The organism is Pseudomonas sp. (genome assembly GCF_049301935.1).
Taxonomy (GTDB): domain Bacteria; phylum Pseudomonadota; class Gammaproteobacteria; order Pseudomonadales; family Pseudomonadaceae; genus Aquipseudomonas.
Genome location: NZ_JBAQLP010000029.1, coordinates 1 through 17,424 on the forward strand (window position 1 = coordinate 1; position 17,424 = coordinate 17,424).

A 17,424-nucleotide genomic window follows, 5' to 3' on the forward strand; every position below is an offset into this window, starting at 1 on the left:
GCTATCGCAGCGGCTAAGAACACAGAAATGAGCGGGTGAACTGATCGTTTTTGATCGATTTGCCGCTTTCAAAATCGGCTGGGTCTGAAGTTCGCCAGAAATACATGACTACTTCAGACCATCCCTAAAAAGCCCCGCACCAGGCGGGGCTTTTTAATGGGCGGCAGAGTTAAATCGCGCCGCGCTCGCGCAGCAGCGCCAACACCTGCTTGACGCCCTCTTCCACCGACACCGCCTGCGTGTCGATCAGCAGATCGGCATTCAGCGGCACGTCATAGGGGAAGGACTCGCCCGGGATATTGTCGCCACCCGCCGCGTACAAGCCCTGCGGATCACGCTCGGCGCAGACTTGCGGGGACGCCTGCACATACACGGTAAGCAGACGCTCGGCACCGATCAGCGCCTTGGCCTGTTCGCGACCTTCGGCATCCGGGGCAACAAAGGCCGCCAGGGTCAGCAGGCCGGCTTCGTTGAACTGACGCGCCACCTGAGCGGCACGCCGCCAGTTCTCGGTACGCCCGGCACGGTCCTGCGGCAGGCCCTTGTTGAGGTCGTGGCGCAGGTTCTGCCCGTCCAGCACATAGACCGCACGGCCCATGTCGAACAGCTTGCGCTCCACAGCGTAGGCCAGGGTGCTTTTGCCAGCGCCGGACAGGCCGCTGAACAGCACGGTAGCCGGCTGCTGGCCGAAGCGTGCAGCACGCTCTTCGGTGGACACATGCGCCAGCTTGCCGTGATGGCCGCCCGCCCCCGCGTCGACCGGTTCGGCGATGATCATGCCGGCACCGACGGTGCCGTTGGTCAGGCGATCAATCACGATAAACGAGCCAGTGGTGCGGTTATGTGCGTAACCGTCCAGGGCGATCGGTGCATCCAGGGCAATACGCACCTGGCCGATTTCGTTGAGTTGCAGGCTGCTCGCCGCGCCGTGCTCCAGGGTGTTTACATCGACCCGGTGAGTGATGCTGGCAATCGAGCCCGGCACGTAGCTGGTGGCGCGTTTGATGTCGTATTTCTTGCCCGGCAGCATCGGCTCCTCGCTCATCCACACCAGCATGGCGTCGAAGCTGTCGACCACCTGCGGACGGTTGTCGGCGTGCACCAGCATGTCGCCGCGCGACACGTCGATTTCGTCTTCCAGGGTCAGGGTAATCGCCTGGCCTGGGCCGGCTTGTTCCAGCTCACCCTCGAAGGTGACGATGGACTTGACCTTGCTGCCCTTGCCCGATGGCAACGCGATGACTTCGTCGCCCTTGCGCACGATGCCGCTGGCCAGGGTGCCGGCGAAACCGCGGAAGTTCAGGTTCGGACGATTGACGTACTGCACCGGGAAACGCAGATCGTCGAAGTTGCGGTCGCCAGCGACTTCCACGGTTTCGAGGATTTCCATCAGCGACTGGCCGGTGTACCAAGGCGATTGCTCGCTCTTGTTGACCACGTTGTCGCCCTTGAGCGCCGACATCGGCACGAAGTGCAGCGAGTTTGGTTTGAGCGCGATACCTTCGGCGAACTTCAGGTAATCGGCCTTGATCTGCTCGAATACGCCTTGATCGAAGCCCTTGAGGTCCATCTTGTTGATGGCCACGACGATGTGCTTGATGCCCAGCAGGCTGGCGATAAAACTGTGGCGCTTGGTCTGGGTCTGCACGCCATAACGCGCGTCAATCAGAATAATCGCCAGATCGCAGTTGGAGGCGCCGGTCGCCATGTTACGGGTGTACTGCTCATGGCCTGGGGTATCGGCAATGATGAACTTGCGCTTGGTGGTGCTGAAATAGCGGTACGCCACGTCGATGGTGATGCCCTGCTCGCGCTCGGCCTGCAGGCCGTCGACCAGCAGCGCCAGGTCGACTTCTTCGCCGGTGGTGCCGGACTTCTTCGAGTCGCGGGTGATGGCATCCAGATGGTCTTCGTAGATCATCTTGGAGTCATGCAGCAGGCGGCCAATCAGGGTGCTCTTGCCGTCGTCGACGTTGCCGCAGGTGAGGAAACGCAGCAGCTCTTTACGCTCGTGCTGAGCCAGGTAAGCGAGGATGTCTTCGCTGATCAGATCGGATTGGTGCGACATCTTAAAAATACCCCTGACGTTTTTTCTCTTCCATCGAACCCGCAGCATCGTGGTCGATCACCCGGCCCTGACGCTCGGACGTTCGAGTCAGCAGCATTTCCTGAATGATATCGGTCAGGGTGGTGGCCGTGGACTCCACCGCGCCGGTCAGCGGGTAGCAGCCGAGGGTACGGAAACGCACCATCTTCTTGGTAATACGGGCTTTTTCTTCATCCGAGAGGTGCTCGAGGATGCGCTCGTCGTCGATCATGATCAACGTGCCATTCTTCTCGATCACTTCGCGCTCGGCGGCGAAGTACAGCGGCACGATCGGAATTTGTTCCAGGTAGATGTATTGCCAGATGTCCAGCTCGGTCCAGTTGGACAGAGGGAATACGCGGATCGACTCGCCCTTCTTGACGTTGCCGTTGTACACATTCCACAGCTCGGGACGCTGGTTCTTCGGATCCCAGCGGTGCTTGCTGTCGCGGAACGAGTACACGCGCTCCTTGGCGCGGGATTTCTCTTCGTCGCGGCGCGCGCCACCGAAGGCGGCGTCGAAACCGTACTTGTCCAGGGCCTGCTTGAGACCCTCGGTTTTCATCACGTCGGTGTGTTTGGCACTGCCGTAGGTGAAGGGGTTCATGTCCTGCGCCACGCCATCCGGGTTGATATGGGTGATCAGGTCCAGGCCGTACTCTTTGACTATCTTCTCGCGGAAGGCGTACATCTCTTGAAACTTCCAGCGCGTATCGACGTGCATCACCGGGAACGGCAGCTTGCCGGGAAAGAACGCCTTGCGCGCCAGGTGCAGCATCACGGCGGAGTCTTTACCGATGGAATAGAGCATCACCGGGTTGTCGAATTCGGCGGCCACTTCACGAATGATGTGGATGCTTTCCGCCTCCAGCTGTTTCAGGTGGGTCAATTTATCGAGCATGGCTACTCACGCATTGCAGTGTGTTTGGGCCGGCGGCCGCGGAGGAAGGCGCACTCTAGCACAGCACCATCTTCTAATCAGGGGGCTGTTTAGATCGAAAAGGTCTAGCTTTATACCCGTCGACTTGGCCGCTCGCGGCATATCAGATGGGATTGGGGCAATCGATAAACAGATGTTCGATGGCAAAACGCCGCGCCAGGTACTCGCCCAACGCCTGCACGCCGTAACGTTCGGTGGCGTGATGGCCGGCGGCGATAAAGCTGATGCCATTCTCGCGGGCGCTGTGGAAGGTCTGCTCGGAGGCTTCGCCGGTCAGGTACAGGTCAACCCCGGCGGCAATCGCCTGCTCGATATAGCCCTGGCCGCCGCCGGTACACCACCCGACTCGGCGAATCATCGCCTCACCTTCGACCAGCAGCGGCTCACGGCCGAGCACCTGCTGCACATGGCGGGCGAAATCACGCGGGCTCATGGCCTCGGCCAGTGAGCCGAGCAGCCCGACGGTGCGCGGATTTTCCGGCTCCAGCGGACCTTCCACCGTGATACCCAACTGCGCGGCCAATTGCACGTTATTGCCCACCTCGGCATGCACATCCAGCGGCAGGTGATAGGCCAGCAGGCTGATATCGTTGGCCAGCAGAGTCTGCAGGCGGCGACGCTTCATCCCGGTGATACAGGGGTTCTCGCCCTTCCAGAAATAGCCGTGGTGCACCAGCAGCACATCGGCTTCGGCCTCGACGGCCGCATCAACCAGCGCCTGGCTGGCGGTGACACCACTGACGATACGCCGCACCTGCGGCCGCCCCTCGACCTGCAGGCCATTGGGGCAGTAATCACTGATGCGCGCGGCATTCAGGTAGCGGTCGGCTTCGTCCACCAGGGTCGCCAGGGCAATGGCCATAGGGTTTCCTTATCACAGTTGTGAGACGCTGCTTTATTGCCGGCGGCTTCTCTATAATGACGCACCTTAAGGGGCGCACCCGCCCCCGGCAACCCTCAGGATTGGATCGATGTTCAAGGCCCTGCGTTTCCTCGGCTGGCCCCTGCTGGCCGGTGTGCTGTCGGCAATGCTGATCATGCAATATTTCCCGCAATGGGTTGGTTTGCCTGGGCAGGACGTGCACGTGCGCCAGGCACCGTTCTACAGCCGCATGCAGGATGGGCCAGTGTCCTATGCCGAAGCGGTAACCACCGCATCGCCCGCCGTGGCCAACCTGTACACCACCAAACTCGTCAACAAACCCGCGCACCCGCTGTTCGAAGACCCGCAATTCCGCAAGTTCTTCGGCGACAACCTGCCCAAGCAGCGGCGCATGGAGTCGAGCCTGGGCTCGGCGGTGATCATGAGCCCGGAAGGCTACCTGCTGACCAATAACCACGTGGTTGCCGGGGCCGATCAGATCGTCGTGGCGCTGAAAGACGGCCGCGAAACCCTGGCGCGGATGATCGGCAGCGATCCGGAAACTGACCTGGCGGTGCTGAAAATCGACCTTCCGAACCTGCCGTTTATCATCCTCGGCCGCTCGGACAATATCCGTATTGGCGACGTGGCCCTGGCCATCGGCAACCCGTTCGGCGTCGGCCAGACCGTGACCATGGGCATTATCAGCGCCACCGGGCGCAACCAGCTGGGCCTCAACACCTACGAAGACTTTATCCAGACCGATGCGGCGATCAACCCCGGCAACTCAGGCGGCGCGCTGGTGGATGCCTATGGCAACCTGGTGGGCATCAATACGGCGATCTTCTCCAAATCCGGCGGCTCGCAGGGCATTGGCTTTGCCATTCCGGTGAAGCTGGCGATAGAGGTGATGCAGGCGATTATCGAGCACGGCAAGGTAATTCGCGGCTGGCTGGGTATTGAAGTGCAACCACTGACCCCTGAGCTGGCGGAGTCCTTCGGCATGGACGGACGCCCCGGCATCGTCGTGGCCGGCATTTACCGCGAGGGCCCGGCGCAGAAAGCCGGCCTGCAACCGGGCGATCTGATCCTCAGCATCGACGGCGAACCGGCCGGTGATGGTCGCCGCTCGATGAACCAGGTGGCACGCGCCAAGCCCGGCGAGAAGATCCGCATTGATATCCTGCGCAATGGCAAACCGCTGCAGCTGAGCGCAGAAATCGGCGTAAGACCGCCCGTCAACGGCAGCTGATCTGATGGCTTCTAGCCGGCGGCACGCCAGGGCGAATCAACCTCAAAATTAACGCCAGTGAACAGAAACACTGCGCATAGCACGCAATAAAGCCAGAGCGCTGCAGCGGCTCCGGCTTTACGACTGCCCCTACAGATCTTGCAGCGCATCCAGCAGCGCCTGGTTCTGCTCCGGCGTGCCGATGGTGATACGCAGAAACTGGGCGATGCGCTGCTGCTTGAAGTGGCGCACGATCACGCCCTGCTCACGCAGCCCGGCGGCCAGGGTTGCCGCATCCTTGCCTGGATGGCGGGCAAAGACGAAGTTTGCTGCGGAGGGCAGCACTGCAAAGCCCAGCTTCTGCAGCCCTGCCACTAGCGCTTCGCGGCTGTCGATCACGCGCTGGCAGGTCTGCTCGAAGTAGGCCTTGTCCTCGAACGCCGCCGCCGCACCGGCAATCGCCATGCGGTCCAGCGGATAGGAGTTGAAGCTGTTCTTGATCCGTTCCAGGGCCTCGATCAAATCAGGATGACCAACCGCGATACCGACCCGCAGCCCGGCCAGCGAGCGCGACTTGGACAGGGTCTGGGTCACCAGCAGGTTGGGGTACTTGTCCACCAGGCTGATTGCCGTCTCGCCGCCGAAATCGATATAGGCTTCGTCCACCAGCACCACGCTATCCGGGTTGGCTTTGAGCAGACGCTCGATGGCCTCGAGCGCCAGGGGGCAGCCGGTTGGCGCATTGGGGTTGGGGAAGATGATGCCGCCATTGGGCCGCGCGTAATCTTCCACGCGAATCTGGAACTGCTCGTCCAGAGGAATCTGCTCGTTGGCGATGCCGTACAGCCCGCAGTAGACCGGATAAAAGCTGTAGCTGATATCCGGAAACAGCAGCGGCTGGCCATGCTGGAACAGACCATGGAAGGCATGCGCCAGCACCTCATCGGAGCCGTTGCCGACAAATACCTGAGTGGTCTGCACGCCGTAATAATCGGCCACTGCCTGCTTCAAACGGTCGCTATTGGGGTCCGGGTACAGGCGCAGGTTGTCATTCAGCTCGGCCTGCATGGCGGCGATGGCCTTGGGCGACGGGCCGTAAGGATTTTCATTGGTGTTGAGCTTGACCAGCTTGGCCAGTTTCGGCTGCTCGCCCGGCACGTAAGGCACCAGGTGTTTAACGAAGGGGCTCCAGAATTTGCTCATCTGCCCTTCTCTCCTCGAATTCGTTGCATTTTTGATGGGTATCGCTGCGTTCAACCCGTCCTACGGTTTGATACGGTACTCGGCGCTGCGGGCGTGGGCGGTCAGCGACTCGCCACGGGCCAGCACGCTGGCGACCTTGCCCAACTCCGACGCCCCCTCGGCCGAGCAATGGATGATCGACGAGCGCTTCTGGAAGTCATATACGCCCAGCGGCGAGGAATAGCGCGCGGTGCCAGAGGTCGGCAGCACATGGTTGGGCCCGGCGCAGTAATCGCCCAGGGCCTCAGCGGTGTAGCGCCCCATAAAGATCGCCCCGGCGTGACGGATCAGCGGCAGATACTCTTCCGGGTTTTCTACCGACAACTCCAAATGCTCCGGCGCGATACGGTTGGCCACCTCGATGGCCTGGGCCATATCGGCCACCTGAATAAGCGCGCCACGGCCTTCCAGCGAAGTGCGGGCAATGGTTTCGCGTTCCAGAGTCGGCAGCAACTTGGCGATGCTCTCGGCGACGCGATCGAGGAAGGCGGCATCCGGGCTGACCAGGATCGACTGAGCGTCTTCGTCGTGCTCGGCCTGGGAGAACAAGTCCATGGCGATCCAATCCGGATCGGTCTGGCCGTCACACACCACGAGAATCTCCGAAGGGCCGGCGATCATGTCGATGCCAACCTTGCCGAATACATGACGCTTGGCCGTGGCGACATAGATATTGCCGGGGCCGACGATCTTGTCCACCGGCGGCACGCTCTCGGTGCCATAGGCCAATGCGGCCACGGCCTGGGCACCACCGATGGTAAACACCCGGTCGACCCCGGCGATGCAGGCGGCAGCCAGTACCAGTTCGTTGATTTCACCACGCGGGGTCGGCACCACCATCACCACTTCCGGCACGCCGGCGACCTTGGCCGGGATGGCGTTCATCAGCACCGAAGAGGGATAGGAGGCCTTGCCGCCCGGCACATAGAGGCCGGCGCGATCGAGCGGGGTAACCTTCTGCCCCAGCACCGTGCCGTCGGCCTCACGATAGGTCCAGGAGTCCTGTTTCTGCCGCTCGTGGTAGCTGCGCACGCGCTCGGCAGCTTTTTCCAGGGCGCTGCGCTGCTCCGGGGTGATGCGGCTCAGGGCCAGCTCCAGACGCTCGCGCGGCAGGATCAGATCGGCCATGGAGGCGACATCCAGACCATCGAACTGTTTGGTGAACTCGACCAGCGCCGCATCGCCACGCTCACGCACGGCCTTGATGATATCCAGCACGCGCTGGTTGACCGCATCATCCGAGACACTTTCCCAGCTCAGCAGATGATCCAGATGCTGGGCAAAGTCCTGGTCAGCGGCATTGAGTCGGCGGATAGCGATAGCAGCGGTCATAGCGGGCCTCTTAGATTGGCAAATGCTCAAGCGCCCGTAGAGTAACAACCACTCCGCGCGGGCACCTGAGAATTTTGGCTATAACGCGGATAGGCTAGGCCGCACTGGGCGGCCATCAGACTCAGCGTGGATGTCGCGCTTCGACCGCATCGCGCAGGGTGTCGATCAACGCCTGAATGCGCGCATGCTGCATCTTCATCGACGCCTTGTTGACCACCAGCCGCGAGCTGATCATGGCGATCAGTTCCTGAGCCTCCAGACCGTTGGCACGCAGGGTGTTGCCGGTGTCGACCACGTCAATGATCTTGTCGGCCAACCCCACCAGCGGCGCCAGCTCCATCGAGCCATACAGCTTGATGATGTCGACCTGACGGCCCTGCTCGGCGTAATAACGCTTGGCCACATTGACAAACTTGGTGGCCACCCGCAGGCGGCCTTTCGGCTCGGGCGCGCCGACAGCACCGGCGGTCATCAGCTTGCACTGGGCAATGCGCAGATCCAGCGGTTCATACAAACCCTGGCCGCCGTACTCCATCAGTACGTCCTTGCCAGCCACGCCGAGGTCAGCGGCGCCATGTTCGACATAGGTCGGCACGTCGGTGGCACGCACGATCAACAGGCGCACATCGTCCAGCGTGGTCGGGATGATCAGCTTGCGGCTTTTATCCGGATTCTCGGTCGGCTCGATACCCGCCGCCGCCAGCAGCGGCAGGGTGTCATCGAGAATCCGGCCTTTGGAAAGGGCAATGGTCAGCATGGCATCAACCCGGCACGCGGCGAATCTTGGCACCGAGCAGCTGCAGCTTCTCTTCGATGCACTCGTAACCACGGTCGATGTGGTAGATACGGTCGATCAGCGTATCGCCCTCGGCCACCAATGCCGAGATCACCAGACTGGCCGATGCACGCAGGTCGGTGGCCATCACAGGCGCGCCCTTAAGGGCTTCGACGCCAGTGACGATGGCGGTGTTGCCTTCGACCTGGATCTGCGCGCCCATGCGGATCATTTCATGCACGTGCATAAAGCGGTTTTCGAACACGGTTTCGATCACCGTGCCGGTGCCTTCGGCAATTGCGTTGAGGGCCACGAACTGCGCCTGCATGTCGGTGGGGAACGCCGGATAGGGTGCGGTACGCAGGTTGACGGCTTTCGGCCGCTTGCCGTGCATGTTCAGCTCGATCCAGTCGTTGCCACAGGTGATTTGCGCACCGGCTTCCTGCAGTTTGGACAGCACCGCTTCAAGGGCGGTCGGATCGGTGTCCTTGACCTTGACCCGGCCGCCGGTGACCGCAGCGGCCACCAGGTAGGTGCCGGTTTCGATACGGTCAGGCATCACGCTGAAACGCGCGCCGTGCAGACGCTCAACACCATCGATGGTGATGGTGTCGGTGCCCGCGCCGCTGATTTTCGCACCCATGGCGATCAGGCAGTTGGCCAGGTCGACCACTTCCGGTTCGCGCGCGGCGTTTTCCAGCACGCTGCGACCTTTGGCCAGGGTGGCGGCCATCATGATGTTTTCAGTACCGGTGACGCTGACGGTATCGAAGAAGAAGTGTGCTCCACGCAGACCGCCTTCCGGGGCCTTGGCCTTGATATAGCCGGCCTCGACGTCGATGATCGCGCCCATGGCTTCCAGGCCACGGATATGCAGATCAACCGGACGCGAACCGATGGCGCAACCGCCCGGCAGGGCTACTTCGGCATAACCGAAGCGCGCGACCATCGGGCCGAGCACCAGGATCGAGGCGCGCATGGTTTTCACCAGTTCATAGGGTGCGATCAGGGTCTTGATCGCCCGCGCATCGACTTCCACGCTGAGCTTCTCGTCGATAATCGGCTCGATACCCATGCGCCCGAACAGCTCGATCATGGTGGTGATGTCGTGCAGGTGCGGCAGGTTACAGATGGTGACGGGGGCGTCACCGAGCAGGGTGGCAGCGAGAATCGGCAGGGCAGAGTTCTTCGCCCCAGAAATGCGGATTTCGCCATCGAGGCGCACGCCACCGGTAATAATCAGTTTGTCCATAGTTCTCTCGTCGCCCGCAGGCTTAGGAACGCGCGGCCCAATCGGCACGGCTAAAGAATTTCATACTCACGGCGTGGATGCTGCCATCGGCGATCCAGGCATTGAGGTGAGCGTAGATCTGCTGCTGACGCTTGACTGGGCCAAGAGCGGCCAGTTCGTCACTGATCAGGTTCAGCTGAAAGTTGCAGCCTTCGCCTTCGACTTCCACCTGGGTATCCGGCAATTTAGCCTCAAGGAGACTCTTTACTTCTAAGGCCTGCATGCTCAACCTCGATCACTGCATGAATTAACGACTGCCGAGCAGACGCTCGCGGGCCTGGCATCATACAAAAAAGCCCCCCGCCTGCGAACCCCGCATTATTTCCAGCCGACCGAAGCCCTGATCAGGCCTGCAGCGGCAGAATTTCCAGCAACCCGCAGACACCGGCGATTTCGCGCATGTCCTTGGGCAGATTGCTCACGCTCAAGGTCTTGCCAGCCGCACTGGCGTCGCGCATAAACGCCAGCAGCAGCGACAGGCCGACGCTGCTGGATTTCTCCACGCCGCTGCAATCAAGCACACAAGCAGCAGCTGGGCTGACCTTGAGCAGACGCGCGCCTTGCTCGCGCAGCGCCGGCGCGCTCAGGTAGTCGAGTACACCGACCAGGCTGAAAACACCCGGCGATGCCTCGCTGATGCTGGCCTGACTCACGACGCATTCGCCCCTTGGCGGGCTTTGGCGACGGTCTCGGTCCAGTTATCGATGACCTTGTCCAGGTCATTGCGATTGTCCTGCATGGCCTGGGCGAACTGGTCACGGAACAGTTTGCCGACGTTGATGCCATTGATGATCACGTTGCGCATCTTCCAGCTGCCATCCAGGCTGACCATGGTGTAGGACAGCGGATAGACCGCGCCCTTGCCATCCTTGATTTCCATGTTCACCGAGGTGCGCTCAGGGTCCTGCTGGCCACTGACCGGCAGCACGCGGATGTCCTGGTTGTTGTATTCGAGCAGGGCATTGCCATAGAACTGCATCAGGCTGCGCTTGAAGTTTTCCTGAAAGCGCTGCATCTGTTCCGGCGAGGCCTGACGCGAGTAGCGCACAGTCATCACGCCACGGGAAATCCCGTCAACATCCACCACCGGGCCGAGAATGCTGTTTAGCGCGTCGTAAAACGCGCCCGGATCGGTGCGGTACTGCTCCTTGTTGGCCTTGAGGTCGGCCAGCAGTGTGGTGGTGGTCTGCTGCACCACCTCATGGGCCGCCGGAGCCGCCAGCAGCGGCAAGGACATGACGGCCAGGCAGATAAACAGGCCGTTACGCAGTGCTTTGAACATAGTCAGTTCCTCTATTAATTAGCCTGGTCTTTATTGACCGAATTGAGCAGGAATTTGCCAATCAGGTCTTCCAATACCAATGACGACTGCGTGTCGTGAATGGTGCCGCCATCGCGCAGCACTTCTTCTTCGCCGCCCACGCTGAGCCCAATGTATTTCTCGCCCAGCAGGCCCGCCGTCAGAATCGAGGCGGTGGAGTCTGCCGGCAGGTTATCCACGGCATCATCCAACACCATGGTGACGCGCCCCATATAGCTGTCGCGATCCAGATCGATGGCGGTGACCTTGCCGATCGTCACACCGGCCATGGTCACTTTCGATCTGACCGTCAAACCGGCGATATTCTCAAAGTGCGCATACACCTTGTAGGTATTATCGCTGCTGCCGACGGTCAGGCCGCTGACGCGCAGGGCCAGCAGCAACAAGGCCAACAACCCGGCCAAGAGGAACAAGCCGACACCAATTTCCAGCGTGCGGTTCTGCATCAGAAATCTCCAAACATCAAAGCGGTCAGAATAAAGTCCAGCCCCAATACGGCGAGCGAGGCGTACACCACGGTTTTCGTGGTGGCACGACTAATCCCTTCCGACGTCGGCTCACAGTCATAGCCCTGAAACACGGCGATCCAGGTCACCACAAACGCAAAGACCACGCTCTTGATCACACCATTGAGCACATCTTCGCGAAACGAGACACTGCTTTGCATATTGGCCCAGAACGAGCCCTCATAAACCCCCAGCCAGTCGACGGCGACCATCGCACCGCCCCAGATGCCGACCACGCTGAAGATCATCGCCAGCAGCGGCATCGAGATAAAACCGGCCCACAAGCGCGGCGCGACAATATATTTGAGCGGGTCAACGCCAATCATCGCCAGGCTCGACAGCTGCTCGGTGGATTTCATATTGCCGATTTCCGCAGTCAGCGCCGAACCGGCGCGCCCGGCGAACAACAAGGCAGTAACCACCGGCCCCAGCTCACGCAGCAAGGTCAAGGCGACCATCTGCCCCACCGCCTGTTCGGAACCGTATTTGGCCAGAATGCTAAAGCCCTGCAGCGACAGCACCATGCCGATAAAGATGCCGGAGACGACGATGATGGCCAGGGACATCACGCCAACCGAATACAGCTGCTTGATCAACAGCTGAAAGCTGTTGCCGGTCGAGCCACGGCCAAACAGCGCGCGCAGCAAAAACACCCCCGAGCGGCCCAGCGTGGCCACCACATCAATACCGGCGCGGCCAAACAGGCGCACCCGTTCGAGCACAGATGTCTTGCGCATCAGCGCTCCCCCAGAAGATCGTCGCGGTAATTGGCCGCAGGAAAGTGGAACGGCACCGGGCCATCGGGGATGCCCTGCATAAACTGACGCACGCGCGGGTTGTCCGACGCCATCAATTCGGCCGGCGTGCCCTGCCCCAGTACCTGGGTGTCGCCGACGACATAGATGTAGTCGGCAATGCTCGCGGTTTCCGCCAGGTCATGGGACACCACGATGCTGGTGATCCCCAGCGCATCGCTGAGCAGACGAATCAGACGCACCAGAACGCCCATGGCAATCGGGTCCTGGCCGACAAACGGCTCGTCATACATGAGGATTTGCGGGTCCAGGGCAATCGCCCGAGCCAGCGCCACGCGACGCTTCATGCCGCCCGACAACTCATCGGGCATCAAGTCCAGAGCGCCGCGCAGCCCCACGGCCTGCAACTTCATCAGCACGATGTCGCGAATCATTTCCTCTGGCAGCTGGGTATGCACCCGCAACGGAAAGGCGACGTTCTCGAACACATCCAGATCGGTAAACAGTGCACCGCTCTGGAACAGCACGCCCATCTGCTTGCGCATATCGAACAGTTCGCCGCGCGACAGCGTCGGCAAGTTCAGGCCATTGACCCAAACTTCGCCCTGGCTCGGTTTGAGCTCGGCCGCGATCAGGCGCAGCAGTGTGGTTTTGCCACAGCCAGACGGCCCCATGATCCCGGTGACCTTGCCACGGGGAATCTGGATATCGATGTTTTTGAAAATATCCCGCTCGCCGCGTTTAAAGCTGAGGTTCTTCAGCTCAACTGCATACGGGTTCTCGGCGCTCATCTGGACTCCTTGCTCAACGCGTGCCTGACTGACGCACCACCCTCAACAAAGGGCACCGCGGGTCATTGAACCTACCGAAAATGGCCGCGAACTATACCATCGTGGCATTGCCCGCCCAAGACTGAAGGTGTTGCCGAAGATAAGCGCCGCACAGTTCCAACCAGCAACTGAGAACTGGAAACACTGGGCAGGCGCCCCTTTACCGTTATAATCGGCAGCTTTTAGCCCGTACGCCGCAGAGAAGTCATGAGCCAGTCCACCGATCTGATCCAATCAGCGCAGCGCACCATCCGCCTGGAACTCGAAGCCATCGAGGATCTGCTGGCGCGTATCAACGGTGATTTCGTGCGTGCCTGCGAACTGATTCTCGCCAGCAAGGGCCGTGTGGTGGTGGTCGGCATGGGCAAGTCCGGCCACGTCGGCAACAAGATTGCCGCGACCCTGGCCAGTACCGGCACCACCGCGTTCTTTGTCCATCCGGCCGAGGCCAGCCACGGCGATATGGGCATGATCACCCGCGACGACGTGGTGCTGGCCCTGTCCAACTCCGGCTCCACCGCAGAAATCGTCACCCTGCTACCGCTGATCAAACGCCTCGGCATCCGCCTGATCAGCATGACCGGCAACCCGGAATCACCGCTGGCCAAAGCTGCCGAAGTCAATCTGGACGCCCGTGTATCCCAGGAAGCCTGTCCGCTGAACCTGGCGCCAACCTCGTCCACCACCGTATCGCTGGTACTCGGTGACGCCCTGGCCATTGCCCTGCTGGAAGCCCGCGGGTTTACCGCTGAAGATTTCGCCTTCTCCCACCCAGGCGGCGCACTGGGCCGACGCCTGCTGCTCAAGGTGGAGAACGTCATGCACGCCGGCGACAGCCTGCCACGCGTCAAGCGCGGCACCTCGCTGCGTGATGCGTTGCTGGAAATGACCCAGAAAGGCCTGGGCATGACCGTGGTGACCGAAGACGATGGCCGCCTGGCCGGGATCTTCACCGACGGCGACCTGCGCCGCACCCTGGATCGCAACATTGACGTACGCCAGACCATTATCGATGACGTAATGACCGTCCACGGCAAGACCGCCCGCGCGGAAATGCTCGCGGCAGAGGCCTTGAAAATCATGGAAGACCACAAGATCAGTTCACTGGTGGTGATCAACGATAACGAGCAGCCAATCGGCGCATTGAACATGCACGACCTGCTCCGCGCCGGAGTGATGTAATGAGCACTGACCCGATCAATCCTGATCTGCTGCAACGCGCCCAGGCCATAAAACTGGCAATCTTTGACGTCGACGGCGTACTGACCGACGGCAAGCTGTATTTTCTCGTCGATGGTAGCGAGTTCAAGACCTTCAACACCCTCGACGGCCATGGCATCAAGATGCTGATCAACTCCGGGGTGCGCACCGCGATTATCAGCGGCCGCAAAACTCCTGTGGTTGAGCGTCGCGCGCAGAACCTGGGGATTCAGCACCTGTACCAGGGCCGCGAAGACAAGCTGGTGGTACTCGATGAACTGCTCGGCGAACTGGGCCTAGACTATGCACAGGTCGCCTACCTCGGTGACGATCTGCCCGACCTGCCGGTGATCCGCCGCGTCGGTCTGGGCATGGCAGTCGCCAGCGCCGATGGCTTTGTCCGCCAGCATGCCCACGGCGTGACCCGCGCGCGCGGTGGCGAAGGCGCTGCACGCGAGTTCTGCGAACTGATCATGCACGCCCAAGGCAGCCTCGAAGCCGCTCAAGCCGCTTATCTATAGGCCAACCATGCCCCGCAAGCTATTCAACATCGCCCTGTTTGCCTTTGCCGCCCTGCTGGTCGCGGCGCTCGGCTATTGGAATCTCAACCCGGACAGCTTTGATCAGCAAACCGGCAAGAACGAGACGGACAACGCCATCGACTTTTACGCCACCAACACCTACACCGTGCAGTACCAGGCCGACGGCAAGCTGCACTACGAGCTGACGGCCGACAAGGTCGAGCACATCAAGGCCAGCGACATCACCCTGATGACCAGCCCGAACATGAACCTGTTCCGCGGCACCGAGCTGCCCTGGAAAATCCGCAGCGAGCGCGGCGAAGTGTCACCCGGCGGCGTTGAGGTCGAATTGATCGACAAGGTGCGCGTCGAGCGTACCGACGCCAAAGGCCGCCCGACCATCCTCACCACCAGCCGCCTGACCGTAATCCCCGAGAAGGAATATGCGCAGACCCAGCAAGCCGTTAGAATCGACGCGGCCAATGGGGTGACCACGGCAAAAGGAATGAAAGCGTACATGAATGACGGCCGGATGCTCCTGCTGTCCAACGTAAGAGGTCAGCATGAGGCTCGTTAACACCCTCCCCCTACTACTTAGCCTCAGCGCCGCACTCGGAAGTGCCAGCGCCTGGGCATTGCCGTCCGACCGCGAACAGCCGATCCGCATTCAGGCGGACAGCGCGGAACTCGATGACAAGCAAGGCGTTGCCGTTTATCGCGGCGACGTCGTGATCACCCAAGGCAGCATGAAGGTCACCGGCGACACCGTGACCATCACCCAGAATGCCCAGGGCGATGTCGAGGTATTTACCTCGGTCGGCAAGCCGGCCTACTACGAACAACTGCCGTCAGCCGACAAGCAGATCGTCAAGGCCTATGGTCTGACCATCCAGTACTTTATGGCCAACGAGCGTGTGGTACTGATCGACCAGGCCAAGGTGATTCAGGAAGGCAACACCTTCGAGGGCGAGAAAATCGTCTATGACACCCAGCGCCAGATCGTCAACGCCGGCCGCGCCACGGGCACCAATGTCACTGCGCCACGTCCGCGTATCGACATGGTGATCCAGCCGAAGAACAAACCAGCCGACCAGCAGGCGCAGTAATAATGGCCACATTGAAAGCCCAACACCTGGCCAAGAGTTACAAAGGCCGCCAGGTTGTGCGCGACGTCAGCCTGAGCATCGACAGCGGGCAGATCGTCGGCCTGCTTGGCCCCAACGGGGCCGGCAAGACCACCTGCTTCTACATGATTGTTGGCCTGGTACAGGCCGATCAGGGTCGCGTGATGATCGATGATCTCGACGTCAGCCATCAGCCCATGCATGGCCGCGCCCGCGCCGGCATCGGCTACCTGCCGCAGGAAGCCTCGATCTTCCGCAAGCTCAGCGTGGCCGACAACATCATGGCCATCCTGGAAACCCGCAAGGATCTCGACGGCGCCGCACGCCGCAAGGAGCTTGAGGGACTGCTGCAGGAGTTCCATATCAGCCATATCCGCGACAACCTGGGCATGAGCCTGTCCGGTGGTGAACGCCGTCGTGTGGAAATTGCCCGCGCCCTGGCAACCAACCCCAAGTTCATCCTGCTCGACGAGCCGTTCGCCGGTGTCGACCCGATTTCCGTGGGCGACATCAAGCAGATCATCCATCACCTCAAGGCCAAGGGCATCGGTGTACTGATCACCGACCACAACGTGCGCGAGACCCTGGATATCTGCGAAACGGCCTATATCGTCAGCGATGGTCAACTGATTGCCGAAGGTGATGCCGAGGCGATTCTGGCCAACCAGACAGTCAAAGAAGTTTACCTGGGGCATGAGTTCCGCCTGTAGTCGCGGCTTTTCTCAAGCCGGCGACAGGTAGAGCTAGGCAAACCCCTTAGAATCGGGCATATAATTTGCTTCCAAGTGGCGATTTTTGAAAACGCCCTGTAGTGGATTGCGCACAGACGCCGGTAAATAAGGTCTGCAATGAAACCATCGCTAGTCCTGAGAATGGGCCAGCAGCTGACGATGACACCGCAGCTGCAACAGGCCATCCGCCTGCTCCAACTGTCTACCCTGGATCTACAACAAGAGATCCAGGAGGCCTTGGAGTCCAACCCGATGCTCGAACGCCAGGAAGATGGCGATGACTTCGATAATTCGGATCCCATGGCCGATGGCGCAGAAAGCGCCAGCCCCAGCGAACAGCCCGAAGCGCCCTATCAGGAAACCAACTACCAGGAAGCCACGCAGACCGTGGACAACCTGGAAGAAGGCGAGTGGGGCGAGCGCATTCCTAACGAGCTGCCCGTCGATACCGCCTGGGAAGACATTTACCAGACCAGCGCCAGCAGCCTGCCGAGTAGCAGCAACGATGACGACGAGTGGGATTTCACCACCCGTACTTCCAACGGCGAAAGCCTGCAAAGCCACCTGCTGTGGCAGCTCAACCTGGCGCCGATGTCGGACAAGGATCGCCTGATCGGCGTCACCCTGATCGACTGCATCAACGAACAGGGCTATCTGGAAGAAACCCTGGAAGAAGT

General features: G+C 60.9%; 19 protein-coding genes and 1 pseudogene. 7 read left to right on the forward strand and 13 right to left on the reverse strand.

The window, feature by feature from the left end; all coding sequences use genetic code 11:
• Nucleotides 1-169: 169 nt before the first annotated feature.
• The 3 genes from cysN to WA145_RS03465 form a co-directional block, all read right to left on the reverse strand.
• A complete protein-coding gene (cysN, locus tag WA145_RS03455) occupies nt 170-2,068 on the reverse strand; it encodes a sulfate adenylyltransferase subunit CysN (protein WP_422580229.1) in 1,899 nt (632 codons plus the stop codon).
• A 1-nt stretch (nt 2,069) separates the two neighbouring features.
• A complete protein-coding gene (gene cysD, locus WA145_RS03460) occupies nt 2,070-2,987 on the reverse strand; it encodes a sulfate adenylyltransferase subunit CysD (protein ID WP_422580230.1) in 918 nt (305 codons plus the stop codon).
• A gap of 142 nt (nt 2,988-3,129) precedes the next feature.
• The gene (locus WA145_RS03465; protein WP_422580231.1) at nt 3,130-3,888 is read right to left on the reverse strand and encodes a Nif3-like dinuclear metal center hexameric protein; all 759 of its coding nucleotides are present in this window, start codon (nt 3,886-3,888) and stop codon (nt 3,130-3,132) included.
• A gap of 109 nt (nt 3,889-3,997) precedes the next feature.
• Between WA145_RS03465 and algW the strand changes: the two genes are divergently transcribed.
• Entirely contained in the window at nt 3,998-5,140 is a 1,143-nt protein-coding gene (gene algW, locus WA145_RS03470; protein ID WP_422580232.1) for a Do family serine endopeptidase AlgW, read from the forward strand.
• Nucleotides 5,141-5,269: 129 nt separating this feature from the next.
• Here the strand turns inward: algW and hisC are convergent, their stop codons facing one another.
• The 10 genes from hisC to WA145_RS03520 all read right to left on the reverse strand — a co-directional run bounded on the left by hisC (nt 5,270) and on the right by WA145_RS03520 (nt 13,132).
• Nucleotides 5,270-6,322, reverse strand: coding sequence for a histidinol-phosphate transaminase (hisC, locus tag WA145_RS03475; RefSeq protein ID WP_422580233.1), 1,053 nt, complete (start codon nt 6,320-6,322; stop codon nt 5,270-5,272).
• A gap of 60 nt (nt 6,323-6,382) precedes the next feature.
• Entirely contained in the window at nt 6,383-7,693 is a 1,311-nt protein-coding gene (gene hisD / locus WA145_RS03480) for a histidinol dehydrogenase (RefSeq protein ID WP_422580234.1), read from the reverse strand.
• 121 nt (nt 7,694-7,814) lie between these two features.
• On the reverse strand, nt 7,815-8,450 hold the full coding sequence (gene hisG, locus WA145_RS03485; RefSeq protein WP_339525930.1) for an ATP phosphoribosyltransferase: 636 nt from the start codon (nt 8,448-8,450) through the stop codon (nt 7,815-7,817).
• A 4-nt stretch (nt 8,451-8,454) separates the two neighbouring features.
• Entirely contained in the window at nt 8,455-9,720 is a 1,266-nt protein-coding gene (gene murA, locus WA145_RS03490) for a UDP-N-acetylglucosamine 1-carboxyvinyltransferase (protein ID WP_422580235.1), read from the reverse strand.
• A gap of 22 nt (nt 9,721-9,742) precedes the next feature.
• Nucleotides 9,743-9,982 (reverse strand): BolA family protein, encoded by a 240-nt coding sequence (locus WA145_RS03495; protein WP_397494789.1) that lies wholly within the window; start codon nt 9,980-9,982, stop codon nt 9,743-9,745.
• A gap of 121 nt (nt 9,983-10,103) precedes the next feature.
• On the reverse strand, nt 10,104-10,412 hold the full coding sequence (locus WA145_RS03500) for an STAS domain-containing protein (RefSeq protein ID WP_422580236.1): 309 nt from the start codon (nt 10,410-10,412) through the stop codon (nt 10,104-10,106).
• On the reverse strand, nt 10,409-11,041 hold the full coding sequence (locus tag WA145_RS03505; protein WP_422580237.1) for an MlaC/ttg2D family ABC transporter substrate-binding protein: 633 nt from the start codon (nt 11,039-11,041) through the stop codon (nt 10,409-10,411). The genes WA145_RS03500 and WA145_RS03505 overlap by 4 nt, the downstream gene beginning before the upstream one ends.
• Nucleotides 11,042-11,055: 14 nt before the next feature.
• A complete protein-coding gene (gene mlaD, locus WA145_RS03510; protein WP_422580238.1) occupies nt 11,056-11,526 on the reverse strand; it encodes an outer membrane lipid asymmetry maintenance protein MlaD in 471 nt (156 codons plus the stop codon).
• Nucleotides 11,526-12,323, reverse strand: coding sequence for a lipid asymmetry maintenance ABC transporter permease subunit MlaE (mlaE, locus tag WA145_RS03515; protein WP_422580239.1), 798 nt, complete (start codon nt 12,321-12,323; stop codon nt 11,526-11,528). The genes mlaD and mlaE overlap by 1 nt, the downstream gene beginning before the upstream one ends.
• On the reverse strand, nt 12,323-13,132 hold the full coding sequence (locus WA145_RS03520; protein ID WP_422580240.1) for an ATP-binding cassette domain-containing protein: 810 nt from the start codon (nt 13,130-13,132) through the stop codon (nt 12,323-12,325). Before WA145_RS03520 ends, mlaE begins: the two co-directional genes overlap by 1 nt.
• A 246-nt stretch (nt 13,133-13,378) precedes the next feature.
• On the opposite strand from WA145_RS03520, the gene WA145_RS03525 reads away from it, so the two are divergent.
• The 6 genes and pseudogenes from WA145_RS03525 to WA145_RS03550 all read left to right on the forward strand — a co-directional run.
• The gene (locus WA145_RS03525; RefSeq protein ID WP_422580241.1) at nt 13,379-14,353 is read left to right on the forward strand and encodes a KpsF/GutQ family sugar-phosphate isomerase; all 975 of its coding nucleotides are present in this window, start codon (nt 13,379-13,381) and stop codon (nt 14,351-14,353) included.
• Entirely contained in the window at nt 14,353-14,892 is a 540-nt protein-coding gene (locus tag WA145_RS03530; RefSeq protein ID WP_422580242.1) for a KdsC family phosphatase, read from the forward strand. Before WA145_RS03525 ends, WA145_RS03530 begins: the two co-directional genes overlap by 1 nt.
• 7 nt (nt 14,893-14,899) lie before the next feature.
• Entirely contained in the window at nt 14,900-15,469 is a 570-nt protein-coding gene (gene lptC, locus WA145_RS03535; RefSeq protein ID WP_422580243.1) for an LPS export ABC transporter periplasmic protein LptC, read from the forward strand.
• Nucleotides 15,456-15,998, forward strand: coding sequence for a lipopolysaccharide transport periplasmic protein LptA (gene lptA, locus WA145_RS03540; RefSeq protein ID WP_422580244.1), 543 nt, complete (start codon nt 15,456-15,458; stop codon nt 15,996-15,998). The genes lptC and lptA overlap by 14 nt, the downstream gene beginning before the upstream one ends.
• 2 nt (nt 15,999-16,000) lie before the next feature.
• Nucleotides 16,001-16,726 (forward strand): LPS export ABC transporter ATP-binding protein, encoded by a 726-nt coding sequence (gene lptB, locus WA145_RS03545; RefSeq protein ID WP_090255506.1) that lies wholly within the window; start codon nt 16,001-16,003, stop codon nt 16,724-16,726.
• Nucleotides 16,727-16,864: 138 nt separating this feature from the next.
• Nucleotides 16,865-17,424, forward strand: a pseudogene (locus tag WA145_RS03550) (RNA polymerase factor sigma-54); the annotation flags it as partial.